We start from the raw sequence: 17,396 nt of genomic DNA, 5'->3' as shown, positions 1-17,396 counted from the left end.
GATCGAGGGCATGCCTGCACCTCGCCTCGTCGCCTTCGATCTCGACGACACGCTCGCCCCGTCGAAGTCCCCGCTCGATCCGCAGATGCTCGAGACCTTCGCGGCCCTGCTCGAGGTCGTCCCCGTCGCCGTCATCAGCGGCGGGAACTTCCAGCAGTTCGAGCAGCAGCTCGTCACGCCGCTCCGGAAGCGACCGGGGCTGCGCCTCGACGACCTGCACCTCATGCCGACGTGCGGCACCCGGTACTACGCGTGGGAACTGGACTGGACCCTGCAGTACGCCGAGGACCTCACCGAGGACGAGAAGGCCCGTGCCCTCGCCGCGGTCGAGGCGCAGGCGAAGGCCGCCGGCTACTGGGAGTCCGAGACCTGGGGCGCGATCCTCGAGGACCGCGGATCGCAGATCACGTTCTCGGCCCTCGGCCAGTCGGCTCCGGTGGACGTCAAGAAGCGCTGGGACCCGACCGGTGCGAAGAAGGACGACCTGCGCCGCCTGGTGCAGGCCGAGCTGCCCGACCTCGAGGTCCGCTCCGGCGGCTCCACGAGCATCGACATCACCCGCAAGGGCATCGACAAGGCGTACGGCATGCAGCGCCTCGCCGAGCTGACCGGCATCGCCCTGTCGGACATGCTGTTCGTCGGCGACCGGCTCGACCCGGAGGGCAACGACTACCCGGTCAAGGCCCTGGGCGTGCCCACGCACGCGGTCGAGGGCTGGGAGGACACCGACGCGTTCCTCCGTGAGCTCATCCCGACGCTCCGCAAGGCCTGACGAGCGCTCCGCACGGCCTGACGAGTACGGACACGGCCAGGAGGCCCGCCCCGCGTCTCAGAGACCGCCCGCCTCAGGGGATGTTGCGGACCGCCTCGACGAACGCCCGGATCGCGCGGACGTCCTTGACGCCGCGTTCGGACTCGACGCCGCTCGAGACGTCGACGCCGTCGGGGTCGAGTCGCTGCACGAGCCCGGCGACGTTCTCCGGGGTGAGGCCGCCGGCCAGGATCCAGGCCTCGTCGACGGTGCCGGTCAGGGTCGCGGGGTCGACGAGGTGTCCGCTGCCGGGGACGGCCGCGTCGAGCAGCAGCAGGTCGTGGTCGAACGCGGCGCGCTGGTCGGCGGTCTCGGCCAGGTAGTCGGCGGCGGCCAGGGCGCGGATCGTGAAGAAGCCGGCGTCGCGGGCACGGGCGAAGTCGGCGGCGGACTCGCGGCCGTGCAGCTGGACGGTGGTGAGCCCGACGGCGGAGGCGATGCCCACGACCTCGTCGATCGGCTGGTCCCGGAACACCCCGACGGCGTCGATGCCCTCCGGCAGGCGCTCGACGAGCTCCTTCGCGGTGTCGGCCGTGACGGTGCGGGGGCTGCCGGCGGCGAAGACGAACCCGACGGCGTCCGCACCGGCCTCGACGGCGGCGTCGACCGTCTCCGGGGTGGAGAGGCCGCAGATCTTGATCCATCGCTGGTCGCTCATGCACCCATCCTGCCTGATCGGCCGCAGCCGACGAGCCCGACCATGCTCGGTCCGGTCCGGTCCGGTCCGGTCTGGTCCGGTCCGGTCTGGTCCGGGCTGGGTCAGTGCAGCGCGCCGACGATGTAGCAGCCGACGCAGGCCGCGGCGACGGCGAGCGCCGTGGCCGACGCGGCCAGGACGTTCCGTCGGCGCCAACGCCGCACCACGTCGAACGTCCCGCGCCGGGCGTGCCGGTGAGCCGCCCGGTGCATGCGGTGTTCCCGGCGGCGGACCTCCCGTTCGGGCCCCAGCGGCACCGGCCCGGTGACCTGCGTCGACCCGCCCCGGAGAGCACGTGCGACGGCGACGGCCGTCGGCCGGCGTTCCGGGTCGCGGGACGTCATCAGGGTGAGCAGCTCCCGCCACTCGGACGCCACCGAGTCGGGGACCTGCGGGTCGCGGCGGAGCCGGGCGAGGGCCGCCTCGATGACGGTGCCGGAGTACTCCTGGTCGCCGGTCAACGCCTCGAGCAGCACCAGGCCGAGCGAGTAGACGTCGGTGGCGTAGCTGATCGGTTCGCCGGCGACCTGCTCCGGAGACAGGTAGGCGGCGGTGCCGATGATCGTGCCGTCGTTGGTGAGCCGGGAGCCGTCGACGAAGTGCGCGACCCCGAAGTCGGTGAGCTTGACGGTCCGGACGAACCCGGAGGCGCCCTCGTCGCTCAGCAGGATGTTGGCGGGCTTGACGTCGCGGTGCACGATCCCGCGGGAGTGCACGTAGGCCAGGGCGTCGGCGAGCTGTGCGCCGAGGTCGGCGACCTCGTAGTTGTGCAGCGGTCCCTCGGCCAGGCGACGCAGCAGGGTCGCGTCGGCGATGAGCTCCATCACGATGTAGCGGTGCGGGCCGTCCTCGAAGTCGTGCGTGCCGGCATCGTAGAGCGGGATGAGGCCGGGGTGCGAGAGCATGCTGAGCAGGCGGATCTCGCGCTCCTGGCGGATCCGGTCGGCAGTGGTCATCCGCTCGGGGGTCGCGAACATCTTCACGGCGACCGCGCGGTAGGTGTGCTCGTCGCGAGCCTCGTACACGGAGCCCATGCCGCCCGTGCCGATCAGCTTGACGAGGCGGTAGCGTCCTGCCAGGACGGTGTCCGCTCGTGCGCTGCCGATGGCCATGCTCATGGTGTCGTTCGATCCTCTGGGAGTTCGGGGACCGCGTCGGTGATCGCAGTCTGACTCCTCTGCCACGGTACGCGCGGGCCTGCCGATCCGAGGCGGGGTTACGCGAATGTGACCCGTCTTCGCGTCCCCGGTGCGTAACCGGGATGGTGTCGGCGACTGCCGGGGGTGCCCGGGTACCGTCCGGGCTCCGGACAGCCGGTCCGGACGAGGCAGGAGGCCGAGATGCGCAAGGGCGACGAAGTCCACTGGAACACGTCCCAGGGGAAGACGACGGGCAAGCTCGTCGAGAAGAAGACCGCGGACTTCGAGTTCGACGGACAGCACTTCAAGCCGACCGACGACGACCCGTACTGGATCATCGAGTCGGAGAAGTCCGGCAAGAAGGCCGCCCACAAGGAGTCGGCGCTGACGAAGGCGTAGGGCTCCTTACCGCGACGCGGTCGGTCCGCTACTCCGACGCGGTCGACCGCGCTGCGGCCCGGCCTCGTCGGACCCGGCGGACGACGAACGCCACCACGATGACGACGACCGCCGCGGAGACCGCGCGGTCGATCCACTCCGTGTAGGCCTCGATGCGTTCGTACTGGGTGCCGAGGGCCGCTCCGCCGAGCACCAGGACCGAGTTCCACAGCCCGCTGCCGAGCACCGTGAAGAGCGTGAACGTGCCGAGGTGCATCCGGTCGGCGCCGGCGGGCAGCGAGATCAGGCTGCGGACCACGGGAACCAGGCGACCGAAGAACACCGCGCTCTTGCCGTGCCGGTGGAACCAGGACGCGGCCTTCCGGAAGTCGTCCTCGTCGACCAGCGGCAGCTTGCCGAACCAGCGGACGGTCCGGTCGAAGCCGATCACCGCGCCGAGCCAGTAGAGCACCAGCGCCCCGAGGTACGACCCGGCGGTCGCCAGCACCAGCACCAGCGTCAGGTCCATCCGGCCGGCACCTCCGAGGAACCCGGCGAGCGGCAGGATCACCTCGGACGGGATCGGCGGGAACACCGTCTCGATGAAGAGCATCAGGGCGACGCCCCACTCCCCCATCGCGTCGATGACCTGCAGCACCAGGCCGGTCAGCCCACCGATGTCGGGGTCCGGTCCACCGCCGGAGCCGGAGGATGCGGTCAGGACGCCGGTGTGGGCGACGGTCGAGGACACGGCAGTCGTCATCCGCCCACCCTGCCTGAGCGGGCTGACAGACTCCGGTGTGCGAGCGCGCTGCGGGACGCGCCCCACGCCCGCCCGCAACCGTCAGACGACGCCGGTGCGCAGCTCCGCCCCGAGCCCGAGCCGCTCCGCCCGAGCCGTCGCCAGGGACCGCGCCACCGCTCCGCGCGACACCGCGTCCCGCCCGAGGCCCGACGGCACGACCGACACCCCGGCGGCGCCCGGCAGCCCCAGACCCGGCGTCCGCTCGAGTTCACCGGCCAGGGCGGTGCAGAACTCCTCGCCGTCGGGCAGCACCTCGCCGCCGACGACCACGACCTCGGGGTCCACCGCGGCGACGAGCTGCGCGACCCCGGGGGCGACGTCCGCGGCGAGCGCCCGCACGGCGGCACGGCCGTCACCGGCGGCGGACGGGAGGTCCACGCCGGAGCCGGTCCGGGCCTCCAGGGCGCGTGCCGCAGCCGGCCACCCGGTCGCGGCGATCCCGCCGACCTCACCGGCGGCGCCGTGGGCGCCCTGCGCGACCGTGCCGCCGACCACCAGGGCCGCGCCGATCTGTCGCCCCATCACCAGGAGCAGGCCGTCGCGGACGCCGTGCAGGCGCCCCCAGGCGGCCTCGGCGCGGGCGGCGGCCTTCGCGTCGTTCTCGAAGACGGTGACCGCGTCGGGGACCAGCGCGGCGATGCGGTCGGTGATGCCGCCGCTCTGCCACTCGGGCGCGGCGACGGAGTGCACGATGCGGCCGGCGCGGTCGATGATCGCCGGGACGCAGACGGTGACGGCGAGCAGTCGTCCGGGCGGCAGGGTGCCGACCAGGCGGTCGACGACCTCGCGGACGGCGTCCACGGCCTGCTCGACCGGGGCCAGCGTGGGGGCGAACTGCTCGGTGCGGGCGACCGGGTCACCGTGCAGGTCGGCGAGGACGCCGACCACGGCGTGCAGGCCGAGGTCGATGCCGAGCACCAGTCCGGATCGCGCGTCGATGCGGAACCGGCGGGCGCGGCGTCCGGCGCGGTTCGGGGTGGCGACGGCCTTGAGTTCCTCGACCCAGCCCTCGGCGACCAGGTCGGTCAGCGCGGCCTCGACCGTGGGGCGCGTCAGCCCGACGGCGGCGACGAGTTCGGTGACCGTCCGGGAGGCCCGCCCCGGGTCCCCGACGTCGGGTCCGGCCCGGAACAGCTCGACCAGGACCGCGCGGGAGTTCATCCTGCGGAGCAGGGCCGGGGAGCTGCCGATCGTTGACATGCTCGAGTGCGTCGCCATAATCTCCACATTACGAAAGACCATTGAGGAATGGTGGAACCGACATGCTGATCCCCCGACCGCGATCCCGGAACGACTCGTCCGGCACCTTCACCATCGACGAGCGCACGCGCGTCCGCGCCGAGCCCGCCACCGAGTCGACCGCACAGTACCTGCAGCAGGTGCTCCGAGCCTCCACGCGGTTGCCGCTGTTCGGCGCGGGCGACTCCGACGCCCCCGTGATCGCGCTGACGATCGCCACGATGCCGGAGGACCTGCCCGCCGGGCCGGGTGACAGCCGCGAGGAGTCCTTCCGCCTGACCGTCACGCCGGACGGGGTCACCGTCGAGGGCGGCGGCCCGGCCGGGGTGTTCTACGGTGTCCAGGCCCTGCTGCAGCTGCTGCCCGCCGACGTGTACCGCCGCGGGCAGGTGCGCACGGCGGCGTGGACGCTGCCGGCGACGGTCGTCGAGGACGCCCCCGCGTTCGCCTGGCGCGGGGTGATGCTCGACGTGGCCCGGCACTTCCGCACCAAGGCCGAGGTCCTGCGGGTCGTCGACCAACTGGCCGCGCACCGGATCAACCGCCTGCACTTCCACCTCACGGAGGACCAGGGCTGGCGCATCGAGATCACGAAGTACCCGCGCCTGACCGAGGTCGGCTCCTGGCGCCGCGAGTCCCAGGTCGGCGCCCACGTCCCCGACGCCGACGGGGTGCTGCAGGTCGCCGGGTACGACGGCCGCCCGCACGGTGGCTTCTACACGCAGGACGACATCCGCGAGATCGTCGCCTACGCCCAGGACCGCTTCGTGACCGTCGTGCCGGAGATCGAGACGCCCGGGCACGTCCGCGCCGCCCTCGCCGCCTACCCGGAGCTCGGCGTGCACCCGGAGCGTCGGGTCGAGGTCTGGACGGAGTGGGGCATCGCGCACGACGTCCTCAACGCCGACGACAGCACGGTGCAGTTCTTCAAGGACGTGCTCGACGAGGTCATCGCGCTGTTCCCCTCGGCGTACATCGGTCTCGGCGGCGACGAGTGCCCGAAGGACCAGTGGGAGGACGACCCGCGCACGCAGGAGCGGATCCGGCAGCTCGGGCTCGAGGACGAGGAGCAGCTGCAGGCCTGGATCGTCGGCCAGCTCGCCGCCCACATCGAGTCGCACGGCCGCCGGGCGTTCGGATGGGACGAGATCCTCGAGGGCGGCACGCTCTCCCAGTCCGCGACCGTGGTGTCCTGGCGTGGCATGCGCGGAGCAGTCACGGCGGCCCGTCGGGGACACGACGTCATCTCGACCCCGGACGACCAGGTGTACCTCGACTACCGGCAGAGCGACCTGCCGAACGAGCCGATCCCGGTGTCGATCGTGCTCACCGTGGACGACGTCTACGCGTTCGACCCGGTGCCCGAGTCCCTGACCGAGTCCGAGCGGGCGCACGTGGTCGGCGGGCAGGCGAACATGTGGACCGAGCACGTGGACACCGTCCGACGGCTCGACTACCAGCTGTTCCCGCGCGTGGTCGCCCTGTCCGAGGCGCTCTGGTCCGCGGACGTCGCCGGCCCGCGCGACGTCGCGGACTTCCGGGAGCGCCTGACCGAGCACCTGGCGCGGCTCGACGCGCTCGGCATCGAGTACCGCCACGAGTCCGGGCCGCTGCCGTGGGAGGAGCGGCCGGGCGTGCCGGGTCGCCCGAGTTCCCGCGAGGAGCGCGCCGCCTACATCGACGCGGTGACGGCCAACATCGCCGGGTAGTCGCGCCGGGTCGGCCGCCCGCCGCCGGGTCCGCCGCGTGACCCCGACCGGTCACGACACCCCGCTCACCTCCGCCGAGTGGTCACGAACTGTCGGTCCCACGCCTCCAGAACGACGCTTCGTAACCGCTCGGCGTCAGCCCCCGGGCGCGTCCCGACGCCTGACGGGCCGCACCCGGCCCACGACGGACGGGAGGCCCGGTGCCAGCTGGCACCGGGCCTCCCGTCCGTCACGTGGTGCGGCTACACCGCGACCGGCGCGCGCTGCCCGACCGTCTCGCCGGCCGACGCCGCCTGCCCGGCTGCCGCGTCCGTCGCGGCCGGAGCCCGACGCACCCACTTCTTCAGCGCCACGAGGACCAGGGCGGAGACGATCGTCCCGGTGACGATCGCCAGGATGAACATCCCGATGCCGCCGATCGCGAAGAAGACGAAGATCCCACCGTGCGGTGCCCGCGAGGTGACCCCGGCGGCCATCGAGATCGCTCCCGTCACCGCGGCGCCGACCATCGACGCCGGGATGACCCGCAGCGGGTCGGCGGCGGCGAACGGGATCGCACCCTCGGAGATGAACGAGGCGCCGAGCAGCCACGCGGCCTTGCCGTTCTCGCGCTCGGGCTTCGTGAAGCCATTGCGGTACAGGACGGTCGAGGCGAGGGCCAGGGCGAGCGGCGGGACCATGCCGGCGGCCATCACCGCGGCCATGATCTCGAACGGCACGACGTTGGTGGCGCTGCCGGCACCCAGGCCGGCGACGGCGAACGCGTACGCCACCTTGTTGACCGGACCACCGAGGTCGAACGCCATCATCAGGCCGAGGATGATGCCGAGCAGGACGGCCGAGGCCCCGGACAGCGAGTTGAGCCATGCGGTGAGCTCGGTCATGACCCAGGCGATCGGACCGCCGAGCACGAGCAGCATCAGGCCGGAGGCGATGATCGACGCGAACAGCGGGATGATCACGACCGGCATCAGACCGCGCAGCCAGCGCCAGGTCGGGATGCGTCCGATCCAGTAGGCGGCGGCACCGGCGATGAGACCGCCGACCAGGCCACCGAGGAACCCGGCGTTCATGAACACGGCGATCGACCCGGCGACGAAGCCCGGCGCGATGCCCGGCCGGTCGGCGATCGCGTAAGCGATGTACCCGGCGAGGGCGGCGACGAGGAACCCGAGCGACACCGAGCCGATCTGGAACGCGGCGGCGCCGAGGTAGTAGCCGAGCCCCTGCGGCGGCAGGTCGACCAGGGTGTAGTGCTGCAGCGCCCAGACCGCGTTGTTGACGCCGTCGCTGCCGTGCGTGAGCGCGATGCCGTAGCCCGACAGCAGGAAGCCGAGCGCGATGAGCAGCCCACCGCCCGCGACGAACGGGATCATGTAGGAGACGCCGGTCAGCAGCCAGCGCTTGAGGGACTGCCCGAAGTGCTCGTCCTTGGCGGTGCTCGTGCCGGCCTCGGCGGCGGAGCCGGAGACCCGCGCGGCCTTCGGGTCGTCGGCGGCACGGAGGGCCTCGGCGATCATCGCGTCGGGCTCGTCCACGCCACGCTTGACGGGTCCGGAGACGAGGGGCTTGCCGGCGAAGCGGTTGCGATCGCGGACGTCCACGTCGACCGCGAACACGACGGCGTCGGCGCGGGCGATGAGCGCCGGGTCGAGGGGCTCCACCTGCGAGGACCCCTGCGTCTCGACGTGCATCTCGGCACCGGCGCGCTGGGCGGCGGCGACGAGGGCGTCGGCGGCCATGTAGGTGTGCGCGATGCCGGTCGGGCAGGCGGTGACGCCGACGATGACCTTGCGGCGGCCGCCGGCGGCCGAGGTGTCGCTGTCCACGACGTGGGTGTCGGAACCGGCAGTGGTCGTGGTCGACGGGCTGGAGGCTCGTCCCCCGGTCCCGACGCCGGCTGCGGCGACCTCGCCGCTGACCTCGCGGTCGACCAGGTCGACGATCTCCTGCGGGCTCGCGGCGGCGCGGAGGGCTGCGGTGAAGTCGTCGCGGATCAGCGCACGGGCGAGGGTGGAGAGGACGGTGAGGTGGTCCTTGTCGGCCCCGTCCGGCACCGCGATCATGAACACGACGTCGGCGTCGCCGTCCGGGGCGCCGAACGGCACCTTCCGGGCCAGGCGCGTGAACGCGAGCGTCGGCGTGGTGACCGAGGTGGACCGGGCGTGCGGGATGGCGATGCCGCCCGGGACGCCGGTGCCGACGCTCGCCTCGCGCTTGATCGCGTCGGCGGCGAGGGTGTCACCGGAGGCGGCTCGACCGGTCGCGGCGATGCGGTCGGCCAGGACGCGGATGACGTCGGCCGAGGTGGCACCGAGGTCCTCGTCGAGGCCGACGAGGTCGACGCCGATCAGGTCGGCGCCGTTGCCGGCACTGGTGCCGGTGCTGTGCGCTGCGGACATGGGTTGCTCCTTCGCAAGTGGCGCGGGGCGCCGGGGGCGGTGCTGGTGGGGACGGAACGGTCGGACCGGGACGGGTGGCACCGGGACGATCGGGAGGGACGACGGACCGGGTGGTCAGGCGCCGTGCGGGACGGGGACGGTCTCGCCGACCGGCGTCGGTGCGGATGCACCGGGCGGTGTCGGCGGTGGCCCGACCGGGCTGGCCGGTGGACCGAGGCGGTGGACGACGATCGCGTCCGGATCGGTGGCGTCGAGGGCCGGGACGTCGCTGCCGGGCAGTCCGGCGGCGGCGGCTCCGGTGGCGACGGCCTGGGCCAGTCGGCGCTCAGGTGTGGCGCCGGCGACCTCGGCGAGCAGGTACCCGGCGAGCGAGGAGTCCCCCGCACCGACGGTCGAGCGGGCCGTGATCCGCGGTGCGGCTGCGGTCCACGAACCGGTGCCGTCGACCAGGACGGCCCCGGCGCTGCCCAGGGTCAGCAGGACCGTGTCGACGCCACGCTCCCGCAGACGCGCGGCTGCGGCGGCGGCGCGCTCCGGGTCCTGCTCGTACTGCTCGGGGTCGCCGCCGACGACCTCGGCGAGTTCCTCGGCGTTCGGCTTGACCAGGTCGATCCGTTCGCCGGACTGCAGCAGCGCGGTGAAGGGGACGCCGGACGAGTCGACGGCGATCCGGACGTCGTCACCGTGGCGCTGCCGGACGGCCCGGACGAGCACAGCGAGGGCGTCGTCGGGCAGGCCGGGCGGCAGGGACCCGGCGAGGACCACCCAGCGTGCGGCGGGGCCGGTCGGGGTCGGTCCGGCGGTCGTGGCGACCAGGTCGGCGAGGTCGTCCAGGCGTCCGGCGAGCGAGGGGCCCGGCTCGTTGAGCTTCGTGGTGGTGCCGGTCGGCTCGGTCACGGTGACGTTCGACCGCAGTGCGGCACCGATCGGCAGTGCGGCGGTCGGGATGCCCCGGGTGGCCAGGCCGACGAGGACCGGGTCGAGCTCGTCGCCGGGCAGGACCGCGACGGTGTCCCCACCACTGGCGACGACGACCCGGGAGACGTTGACGCCCTTGCCGCCGGGCTCGGCCGTGGAGCGCGTGGCGCGCTGGACGGCGCCGCGCTGCAGCTCGCCGGCGAGCTCGATCGTGCGGTCGAGCGACGGGTTCGGGGTGACGGTGACGATGCGGCCGCCGATCGGGCGCCCGGGCTGCGGGGTGGTCGGGGTGCTCATGCGACGATCACCTCGACGTCGGCGTCGGCGAGTGCTCCGCCGAGGTCGGCCGGCGGCACCTGGTCGGTCACGAGGGTGTCGATCTCGTCGAGGCGGGCGAAGCGCATCAGGGCCTCGACCCCGTGCTTCGCGGCGTCGGCGAGCACCACGCTGCGACGCGCGGCCAGGACGTACGCGGCCTTGACGGCGGCTTCGTACTCGTCCGGGGTGCTCAGCCCGAAGCCGGCGGACAGGCCGTTCGTGCCGATGAAGGCGACGTCGGGGCGGAGGGCGCCGATCTGGTCGACGGTCGCGGTGCCGACAGCGGCGCTCGTGACCCCGCGGACCCGGCCGCCGAGCAGGTGCAGTTCGACGTGCTCGCTGTGCTGCAGGGTGGCTGCGATCGGCACCGAGTTCGTGATGACGGTGATCGTGGCACCCGCGGTGGCCGGTTCCCAGCGGGCGAGCTCGGTGGCGACGGCGCCGCTGGTGGTGCCGGCGTCGATGGCGATCGATCCGGTGAAGGTCGGCGGCACCAGGCGCATGGCGGCCCGGGCGATCGCGGTCTTCTCGGAGCCGTGCTGGCCCTCGCGCTCGGCGACGGTGAGCTCGACCAGGCTGGAGCGCTCGGCGGGGACCGCTCCGCCGTGCACCCGGCGCAGCAGGCCGGCGGTCTCGAGGGCGCCGAGGTCACGACGGATGGTCTCGGTCGTGACGTCGAAGTGGTCGGCCAGGTCGGCGACGGAGACGCGCCCGGCGGACTGCAGGGCGGCGGCGATGGCCTCGTGCCGCTCGGTTGCGTACATGCCCGAACTCCTTCGTTCGCGTGGGTTTCGAGAACTGTACGTCCGAACCCCACACGAACGCAACTGTTCCGCGCTCGAACCAACACGATCCCAGGTGCGCGCCGGCGCGCAAGGGCCGGACGGGAGGCCCGCAGCCGGTCCGGCGGACCGGCTGCGGGCCTCCCGTCCGCGCGTTCACACAGCGGCGAGCGCGCTGGCGTCACACCGCGGCCAGCGCGCTCGCGTCACACCGCGGCCAGCGCGCTCGTCGGGGGGATCTTCGCCGCCCGGCTGGCCGGGTAGAGGCCGGAGACCCCACCGATCACGACGGTGGCGGCGAGGCCACCCGCGACCGCCCAGAGCGGAGTCGCCACCGGCCAGCCCTGGCTGAGCGCGAACGCGACGGTCACGCCCAGGCCGATCACCACCCCGGCGACCCCGCCCAGGAAGGACAGCAGCAGCGACTCGACCAGGAACTGGTTGCGGACGTCGGCCCGCCGCGCACCGAGCGCCCGTCGGACACCGACCTCGGCCCGGCGTTCCAGCACCGTGATGACCATCGTGTTCGCGACGCCGATGCCGCCGACGAGCAAGGCGACCCCGCCGATCCCGACGAGCAGGCCGGTGAACGAGTCGTCCGTGGCGTTCTTGGCGGCCAGGGCGTCCGACGGACGCGTGACGCCGACGTCCTGTGGTGTGCCGGGGCTGATCGCGTCGGCCAGGACCTCGCGGGCGTGTGCCACGTCGTCCGGGTCGACCCGGGTGTAGACGGCGGTCGGGTGCCCGTCGAAGCCGAGCGCTGCCGCGAACCCGCGAGGGACGAACACCTGGTTGTCCAGGTCGGCGGCCAGGCCGAACGGCTCGAGCACCCCGACCACCTGCACCCACCGGTCCCCCGTCCACACCCGGGTGCTCGCGTCGACCCGCTCGATGCCGAGGTTGCGTGCCGCCGCGGACCCGAGCACGACCTGGGCAGGTGCATCTGCTGCCGGGTCGAGCCAGCGGCCGGAGGCGACCGACCCGCCGAGCACCTCGGGCACGTCCCCCCAGGCGGCGAGCATGCCGATGCCCTTCGACTCCGCGGCGGGGATGAACGGGTTGCGGTAGACCCGGCCGTCGGTGACCGCGCCGACCCCGGCCGCGTCGAGCACCGGGTCCTGCCGGAGGACCGAGGCGACCGCCGTCTCCGGCAGGGGTGGGACCTCGGTGAAGCCCTGCGCCTGGGTCGCCGTCAGGACGTTGGTGCCCAGGGTGTCGAGGACCCGGTCGAGGGCGGCCTTGCTCGAGGACGAGATGCCGACGACCGCGATCATCGCCGCGATGCCGATCGCGATGCCGAGGGCCGACAGGACCACGCGGGTCGGCCGGGTGCGGAGGCCGAAGACGCCGAGCCGGAGCAGGTCACCCGGGCCGAGGGTGCGCCGCGCGCTCACCGGCCGACTCCGGTCGGTGCGCCGCCGCCGCCGCGGACGCTGGCACGGTCCGCGCTGTCGCTCTCGAGCTGCCCGTCGCGCATCCGGACCCGCCGCGGCAGGGAGGCCGCGAGGTCCAGGTCGTGCGTGATGACGAGCACCGTCGTCCCGGTGGCGTTGAGTTCGCGGAGCAGGGCGACGATCGCCGCACCGGACGCGGTGTCGAGCGCGCCGGTCGGCTCGTCGGCCAACAGCACGGTCGGCTCCCCGACCAGGGCACGGGCGATGGCGACGCGCTGCTTCTCACCGCCGGAGAGCTGCCCGGGGCGGTGGTCGACCCGGTGCCCCAGCCCGACCCGGCCCAGGGCGGTGACGGCTCGGTCGTGCCGTTCCCGACGCGGGACACCCGAGTAGAGCAGGCCGTCCGCGACGTTCTCCCACGCGGTGGCTCCCGCCTGCAGGTGGAAGTGCTGGAAGACGAACCCGATGTGCTCGGCGCGCAGGGCGGAGAGGTCGTCGTCGCGCATCGTGCCGACGTCCTGGCCGGTGATCGCGATCGTGCCGGAACTCGGGCGGTCGAGGGTGCCGACGATGTTCAGCATCGTGGACTTCCCCGAGCCGGAGGGCCCGACGACGGCGACGAGTTCCCCGCGACGGACCTCGAGCGAGACCCCGCGGAGCGCCTGGACGTCCCCGTAGCTCCGGGACACGTCGTCGAGGGACAGCACCACGTCGCCCACCGGCTGCACCCGGTCGTCCGGGGTGAGGACGGCTGCGACGCTCACGAGGGCACCACGACCTCGTCGCCCTCGTGGACGTCGCCGGTGACCTGGGCGCGACCGTCGGCGACCAGGCCGACCTCGACGCGCACCCGGTGGGGCTCACCGGAGGGCCGGAGCACGTCGACCGCGTACTGCGGGGCGGACCCGGTGTCGCCCCCGTCGACCACGAGCGCGGACACCGGCACCGAGAGCACGTCGTGCGCGGTCTCGCTCCGAGCGGTGACCTGGGCCGAGGCCGCGGACGGCAGCTTCCGGTCCCCGGCGTCGAACGCCACCGTGACGGCCACGTCCTGGGCACCGTCGTCGGACTCGGTCGGCACGGCGTCGACGACCTCGCCCGGCATCGGACCCCCGGCGCCGTTCACGACGACCTGGACCTCGGTGCCGACGGCGACCTGTTCGGCGTCGCGCTGCGGCACGGTGGCGGTGACGACACGTTTCGTGCTCGTCGTCTGCAGCACCTCGGTCTCCCCCTCGGCCGGCTGCCCGAGCTGCCCGGTGACCGCGGCCACCCGGACGTCCCCGTCCACGAAGGCGATCTGGTCCGCCGTGATCCGGCCGGTGACGGGCAGCCCTCGGTCCCGCTGCCACTGCCGGACGGCGGCCAGCGTCCGGCGCCCGAAGACGCCGTCCTGCGCCACGTCGTAGCCGAGCGCGGCCAGGTTCTCGTTGAGCTGCTGGACGTCGGCGCCCGTCGTCCCGACGGCGAGTGGGCGCCAGAGCGGAGTGCTGCCGTGCATCGCCCGGACCGGTCGCTCGTCGACGGCGTACAGCGGGTCGTCACGATGGATGACCTGCCCGGGCTTCGGCAACCAGGTGAGCGTGCCGGAGGCCGCGCCGGGCAGGGCGACCGGGGCCCCGTACCCGAGCGTGCCGGCGATGGTCTTCGACGCCACGAGGTCGCCCTTCGTGACCGTACCGGTCGACGTTCCCGCGTCCGTGCTCGTGTCCGTCTCGGCCGCCTGGCTCGAGGTCGGCGGGTCGAGGAGCGCCCAGGTCGCGGCTCCGGCGCCGAGGACGGCGACCAGGCACGCGGCCGTGACCGTGATCCGGGTGGTGCGGCGCCGGTTCACCGCGGACCCGCCTTCTGGGGCTCCGACTGGTCGCCGTAGGCCGTCGTGACGCACGTGGTCTCGACCTGGGAGAAGGCGGACTCGTCACGCGGGTGGTAGTCACGCCGCGCCTCTGCGCCGTCCGGGTAGTCGTCGAAGCCGTTGTCCCGGATGCACTTCGCGAACGCCAGGTCCTCGGGCCCCGGCGGCACGTCGCCGACGTCGACGCCGCCGGTGTCCGGGTTGCCGCTGCACGTACCGAGGTCCTGGGCGTACTGCTGGGGATCGACACCCTCCGGGGCAGCGAGTGTGAAGTCGCCGCCGGTCAGCGCAGAGTCGTCGAAGTCGTACCCCTTGTCCCGCATGCACGAGCCGACCTCGCCGGCACGCTCGCTGACCGGGGTCGGCGCCGCGCCGGTCGTCGTGGAGTCGTCGGAGCCGGACGAGCAAGCGGTCAGCAGCCCCGGCAGGAGCAGCACCGCCGCGGTGACGGCGATCAGGGTGGGTCGTCTGGTCATCATGTGTTCCTCGTGGTCGTGATGGTCGTGGCGGGCGGCGGTCAGCCGACCGGCTGGGACTTCGTGTCGGGCGAGAACTCCGCCAGGCACTCGTCGGCGCGCTCCTGGAACCCGTCCTCCAGCGCCCGCGGGTAGTCCTCCGGGTTGAACGACAGGCCGCCGGGCTGTTGCTCCGGGTAGTCGGGGTACTCGTCGCGGATGCAGGACGCGACGCGGGCGTACTCCCGTGTCCACCTGTCCTTCTCGGCGGAGTCCACCTGCTCGACGCCGAGGTCAGCGGAGCACGTCGACGCCGCCGTCGCGAAGGCCTCGCGGTCGCCGGTCTCCGGGGCCAGGGCGGTGCCCGACCGGACCTGGTCGTCGCTGGGGTCCTGCACGTCGAAGCCCGCGGCGCGCATGCAGGAGCCCCACTGTGCGCCGATGCCCGGACCGTCCGCTGCGGTTGCCCCGTCACCGTTCGGCGGCGTCCCGCCCGAGCAGGCGGTCAGTCCGGCCAGGAGCACGGCTCCGGAGACGGTCGCGAGGAGCAGCCGGGTCCTCGCGCTGGTTCGTGTGCGTGTCGTGGTGTGCATGCATCCAGGACACCGGACACCGTGTTTCGCCGGGCGTACCGCGCAGGTCACATCGGCGAAACGTTCACCTCGGCGAGACGTCCACCTCGGCGACGAGTCCGCCGCCCGGTCGAGCCGTCAAGGACACCCGCCAGCCGTGGGCCTGCGCGACGGCCTCGACGATGGACAGGCCGAGCCCGCTGTGCCGCCGTCCACCGGCAGCAGCGCTCGCGCGTCGGAACGGCTCGGTCAGGTTCGGGACGAGCGCGTCGTCGAGCTCCGGCCCGGTGTTGCGGACCCGGAGCACCGTGCCGTCGACCTCGACGTCGACGTGACCGCCCGGGACGTTGTACTCGATCGCGTTGTCCACCAGGTTGTGGACGAGTTGCCGGGTGAGCACGGGCTCGCACCGGACCGCACGGGCACCGGCACCGGCACCGGCACCGAATACCTTGCAGTGCAGCCGGACGCCCGCCTCGCGTGCCGCCGCCTGGGCCTCGTCGACGACCGCACCGGCCAGGACGCCGAGGTCGACGTCCGCCGTCCGTCCGTCGAGCCCGCGCTCCGCCTCGGCCAGGACGAGCAACGACTCGACCAGGTGCTCGGTCCGCCGGTTCTGCTCGAGCAGTTCCGCCCGCGCCCGGGCCACGTCCACCGCGTCGGCGTCGTCGTGCAGCCCGATCTGGATCGCCGCACGCTGGACGGCGATCGGGGTGCGCAGTTCGTGCGACGCCTGCGCCACGAAGCGTCGTTGGCTGGCGAAGGCCGTCTCGAGCCGGTCGAGCAGTCCGTCGATGGTCCGCGACAGCCGACGGAGCTCGTCGTCCGGACCGCGCAGGTCGATCCGTTCGTGCAGTGTCGACGCCGAGATCCGTTCGGCCGTTCCGGCGATCCGGTCGAGCGGCGCGAGCATCCGACGGCTGAGCAGCCACCCGGTCAGCCCGGCGACGACCCCGGCGCCGGCGATGCCCAGTGCCGACCACTGCCACTGCAGTGCGGCGACGCGGGAGACGATCGCGATCCCACCGGGTGCGGCGGCACCGTCGGGTGCTGGCCCGGTCGCCCGACGGGGGCCACCCGAGGCATCCGGTGAGATCGCGACACCGCCCGCGGCATCCGCCACCACGACCTCTGCGATCGCGTGCTGGGAGCCCAACGTCACGAACACGATCGCCGCCGCCGTCAGCGCCATCGACGTCACCGCGAAGGCCAGGGCCGTCCGGGTCCGGAGGCTCCAGACTCGGCTCACAGGGCGTACCCCTGCCCGGGCACCGTCCGGATCGGGTCGGGTGCGCCGAGCTTCCGACGGAGCTTCGACATCGTCACCCGGACCGCGGTCGTGAACGGGTCGACGTTCATGTCCCAGACCTTCTCGAGCAGTTCCTCGGCGGAGACCACCCGGCCGTCCGCGCGGAGCAGCACCTCGAGGACCCCGAGTTCCTTCGCGGTCAGGTCGAGCGGCTTGCCGTCCCGGGTCGCCATCCGCCGGTTCGTGTCCACGACCAGACCGTCATGCCCGAGGACCGGAGCGACCGGGGCGACCGCCCGCCGGCCGAGTGCCCGCACCCGGGCGACCAGCTCGGGGTACTCGAAGGGCTTCGTCAGGTAGTCGTCCGCACCGAGTTCGAGTCCGTTCACCCGGTCGGTCAACGAGGTCGCCGCGGTCAGCAGCAGGATGCGGGTCAGGGACCCCCGGGCCGCGAGACGCCGGGCGACCTCGTCCCCGTGCAGTCCGGGCAGGTCCCGGTCGAGCACCACGACGTCGTAGTCGTTGACGCTGAGCAGTTCGTCGGCCGAATCGCCCCGGTACGCGACGTCGACGGCCATCTCCTGCCGTTGGAGCCCTCGGACCACGAGGTCAGCGAGGGCGGGTTCATCGTCCACCACGAGTACGCGCATGCTCCTATTGCATGTGATGTACC

17 protein-coding genes are annotated in these 17,396 nt (G+C 73.3%); 3 read left to right on the top strand and 14 right to left on the bottom strand.

Annotation, left to right across the window (positions count from 1 at the left end; translation table 11 throughout):
* The first annotated feature begins 10 nt into the window (after window positions 1-10).
* Complete coding sequence (locus DEI97_RS02490) at window positions 11-772, top strand: HAD-IIB family hydrolase (RefSeq protein ID WP_111075921.1); 762 nt, start codon at window positions 11-13, stop codon at window positions 770-772.
* Window positions 773-845: 73 nt separating this feature from the next.
* Here the strand turns inward: DEI97_RS02490 and DEI97_RS02485 are convergent, their stop codons facing one another.
* Complete coding sequence (locus DEI97_RS02485; RefSeq protein ID WP_111075893.1) at window positions 846-1,469, bottom strand: phosphoribosylanthranilate isomerase; 624 nt, start codon at window positions 1,467-1,469, stop codon at window positions 846-848.
* 101 nt (window positions 1,470-1,570) lie between these two features.
* A complete protein-coding gene (locus tag DEI97_RS02480) occupies window positions 1,571-2,626 on the bottom strand; it encodes a serine/threonine-protein kinase (RefSeq protein WP_111075892.1) in 1,056 nt (351 codons plus the stop codon).
* Between the two features lie 222 nt (window positions 2,627-2,848).
* On the opposite strand from DEI97_RS02480, the gene DEI97_RS02475 reads away from it, so the two are divergent.
* The gene (locus DEI97_RS02475; protein ID WP_111075891.1) at window positions 2,849-3,046 is read left to right on the top strand and encodes a hypervirulence associated TUDOR domain-containing protein; all 198 of its coding nucleotides are present in this window, start codon (window positions 2,849-2,851) and stop codon (window positions 3,044-3,046) included.
* A gap of 28 nt (window positions 3,047-3,074) precedes the next feature.
* Here the strand turns inward: DEI97_RS02475 and DEI97_RS02470 are convergent, their stop codons facing one another.
* Both DEI97_RS02470 and DEI97_RS02465 read right to left on the bottom strand, forming a co-directional pair.
* Window positions 3,075-3,788: a DedA family protein gene (locus tag DEI97_RS02470; RefSeq protein WP_111075890.1), complete on the bottom strand. Its 714-nt coding sequence runs from the start codon at window positions 3,786-3,788 to the stop codon at window positions 3,075-3,077.
* Window positions 3,789-3,869: 81 nt separating this feature from the next.
* A complete protein-coding gene (locus DEI97_RS02465; protein WP_284158312.1) occupies window positions 3,870-5,030 on the bottom strand; it encodes an ROK family protein in 1,161 nt (386 codons plus the stop codon).
* Between the two features lie 62 nt (window positions 5,031-5,092).
* On the opposite strand from DEI97_RS02465, the gene DEI97_RS02460 reads away from it, so the two are divergent.
* Window positions 5,093-6,778: a beta-N-acetylhexosaminidase gene (locus tag DEI97_RS02460; RefSeq protein WP_111075888.1), complete on the top strand. Its 1,686-nt coding sequence runs from the start codon at window positions 5,093-5,095 to the stop codon at window positions 6,776-6,778.
* A gap of 242 nt (window positions 6,779-7,020) precedes the next feature.
* Here the strand turns inward: DEI97_RS02460 and DEI97_RS02455 are convergent, their stop codons facing one another.
* The 10 genes from DEI97_RS02455 to DEI97_RS02410 form a co-directional block, all read right to left on the bottom strand.
* On the bottom strand, window positions 7,021-9,180 hold the full coding sequence (locus DEI97_RS02455; RefSeq protein ID WP_111075887.1) for a PTS fructose transporter subunit IIABC: 2,160 nt from the start codon (window positions 9,178-9,180) through the stop codon (window positions 7,021-7,023).
* Between the two features lie 114 nt (window positions 9,181-9,294).
* Window positions 9,295-10,395, bottom strand: a complete 1,101-nt coding sequence (locus DEI97_RS02450) for a 1-phosphofructokinase family hexose kinase (protein WP_111075886.1) — start codon at window positions 10,393-10,395, stop codon at window positions 9,295-9,297.
* Window positions 10,392-11,180: a DeoR/GlpR family DNA-binding transcription regulator gene (locus DEI97_RS02445; protein WP_111075885.1), complete on the bottom strand. Its 789-nt coding sequence runs from the start codon at window positions 11,178-11,180 to the stop codon at window positions 10,392-10,394. The genes DEI97_RS02450 and DEI97_RS02445 overlap by 4 nt, the downstream gene beginning before the upstream one ends.
* Before the next feature lie 224 nt (window positions 11,181-11,404).
* Window positions 11,405-12,592 carry an ABC transporter permease gene (locus tag DEI97_RS02440; RefSeq protein WP_220039235.1) on the bottom strand — a complete coding sequence of 396 codons (1,188 nt, stop codon included), beginning with the start codon at window positions 12,590-12,592 and terminating at the stop codon, window positions 11,405-11,407.
* Window positions 12,589-13,356 (bottom strand): ABC transporter ATP-binding protein, encoded by a 768-nt coding sequence (locus DEI97_RS02435; protein WP_258376768.1) that lies wholly within the window; start codon window positions 13,354-13,356, stop codon window positions 12,589-12,591. The genes DEI97_RS02440 and DEI97_RS02435 overlap by 4 nt, the downstream gene beginning before the upstream one ends.
* The gene (locus DEI97_RS02430) at window positions 13,353-14,426 is read right to left on the bottom strand and encodes an efflux RND transporter periplasmic adaptor subunit (RefSeq protein WP_111075884.1); all 1,074 of its coding nucleotides are present in this window, start codon (window positions 14,424-14,426) and stop codon (window positions 13,353-13,355) included. Before DEI97_RS02430 ends, DEI97_RS02435 begins: the two co-directional genes overlap by 4 nt.
* Window positions 14,423-14,923 (bottom strand): hypothetical protein, encoded by a 501-nt coding sequence (locus DEI97_RS02425; RefSeq protein WP_146248221.1) that lies wholly within the window; start codon window positions 14,921-14,923, stop codon window positions 14,423-14,425. Before DEI97_RS02425 ends, DEI97_RS02430 begins: the two co-directional genes overlap by 4 nt.
* A 41-nt stretch (window positions 14,924-14,964) precedes the next feature.
* Window positions 14,965-15,495, bottom strand: coding sequence for a hypothetical protein (locus DEI97_RS02420; protein ID WP_111075882.1), 531 nt, complete (start codon window positions 15,493-15,495; stop codon window positions 14,965-14,967).
* Window positions 15,496-15,559: 64 nt separating this feature from the next.
* Complete coding sequence (locus tag DEI97_RS02415) at window positions 15,560-16,723, bottom strand: sensor histidine kinase (protein WP_111075881.1); 1,164 nt, start codon at window positions 16,721-16,723, stop codon at window positions 15,560-15,562.
* Window positions 16,720-17,373, bottom strand: a complete 654-nt coding sequence (locus DEI97_RS02410; protein ID WP_111075880.1) for a response regulator transcription factor — start codon at window positions 17,371-17,373, stop codon at window positions 16,720-16,722. Before DEI97_RS02410 ends, DEI97_RS02415 begins: the two co-directional genes overlap by 4 nt.
* Window positions 17,374-17,396 lie beyond the last annotated feature (23 nt).

Source organism: Curtobacterium sp. MCLR17_032 (assembly GCF_003234795.2).
GTDB lineage: Bacteria > Actinomycetota > Actinomycetes > Actinomycetales > Microbacteriaceae > Curtobacterium.
This window is presented reverse-complemented; position numbering and strand designations above follow the sequence as displayed.

Coding starts and splice junctions, on each gene's coding strand:
- DEI97_RS02450 (WP_111075886.1), bottom strand. CDS start 10,395: ATGAGCACCCCGACCACCCCGCAGCCCGGGCGCCCGATCGGCGGCCGC.
- DEI97_RS02460 (WP_111075888.1), top strand. CDS start 5,093: ATGCTGATCCCCCGACCGCGATCCCGGAACGACTCGTCCGGCACCTTC.
- DEI97_RS02470 (WP_111075890.1), bottom strand. CDS start 3,788: ATGACGACTGCCGTGTCCTCGACCGTCGCCCACACCGGCGTCCTGACC.
- DEI97_RS02465 (WP_284158312.1), bottom strand. CDS start 5,030: ATGTCAACGATCGGCAGCTCCCCGGCCCTGCTCCGCAGGATGAACTCC.
- DEI97_RS02410 (WP_111075880.1), bottom strand. CDS start 17,373: ATGCGCGTACTCGTGGTGGACGATGAACCCGCCCTCGCTGACCTCGTG.
- DEI97_RS02455 (WP_111075887.1), bottom strand. CDS start 9,180: ATGTCCGCAGCGCACAGCACCGGCACCAGTGCCGGCAACGGCGCCGAC.
- DEI97_RS02475 (WP_111075891.1), top strand. CDS start 2,849: ATGCGCAAGGGCGACGAAGTCCACTGGAACACGTCCCAGGGGAAGACG.
- DEI97_RS02445 (WP_111075885.1), bottom strand. CDS start 11,180: ATGTACGCAACCGAGCGGCACGAGGCCATCGCCGCCGCCCTGCAGTCC.
- DEI97_RS02490 (WP_111075921.1), top strand. CDS start 11: ATGCCTGCACCTCGCCTCGTCGCCTTCGATCTCGACGACACGCTCGCC.
- DEI97_RS02425 (WP_146248221.1), bottom strand. CDS start 14,923: ATGACCAGACGACCCACCCTGATCGCCGTCACCGCGGCGGTGCTGCTC.
- DEI97_RS02420 (WP_111075882.1), bottom strand. CDS start 15,495: ATGCACACCACGACACGCACACGAACCAGCGCGAGGACCCGGCTGCTC.
- DEI97_RS02480 (WP_111075892.1), bottom strand. CDS start 2,626: ATGAGCATGGCCATCGGCAGCGCACGAGCGGACACCGTCCTGGCAGGA.
- DEI97_RS02485 (WP_111075893.1), bottom strand. CDS start 1,469: ATGAGCGACCAGCGATGGATCAAGATCTGCGGCCTCTCCACCCCGGAG.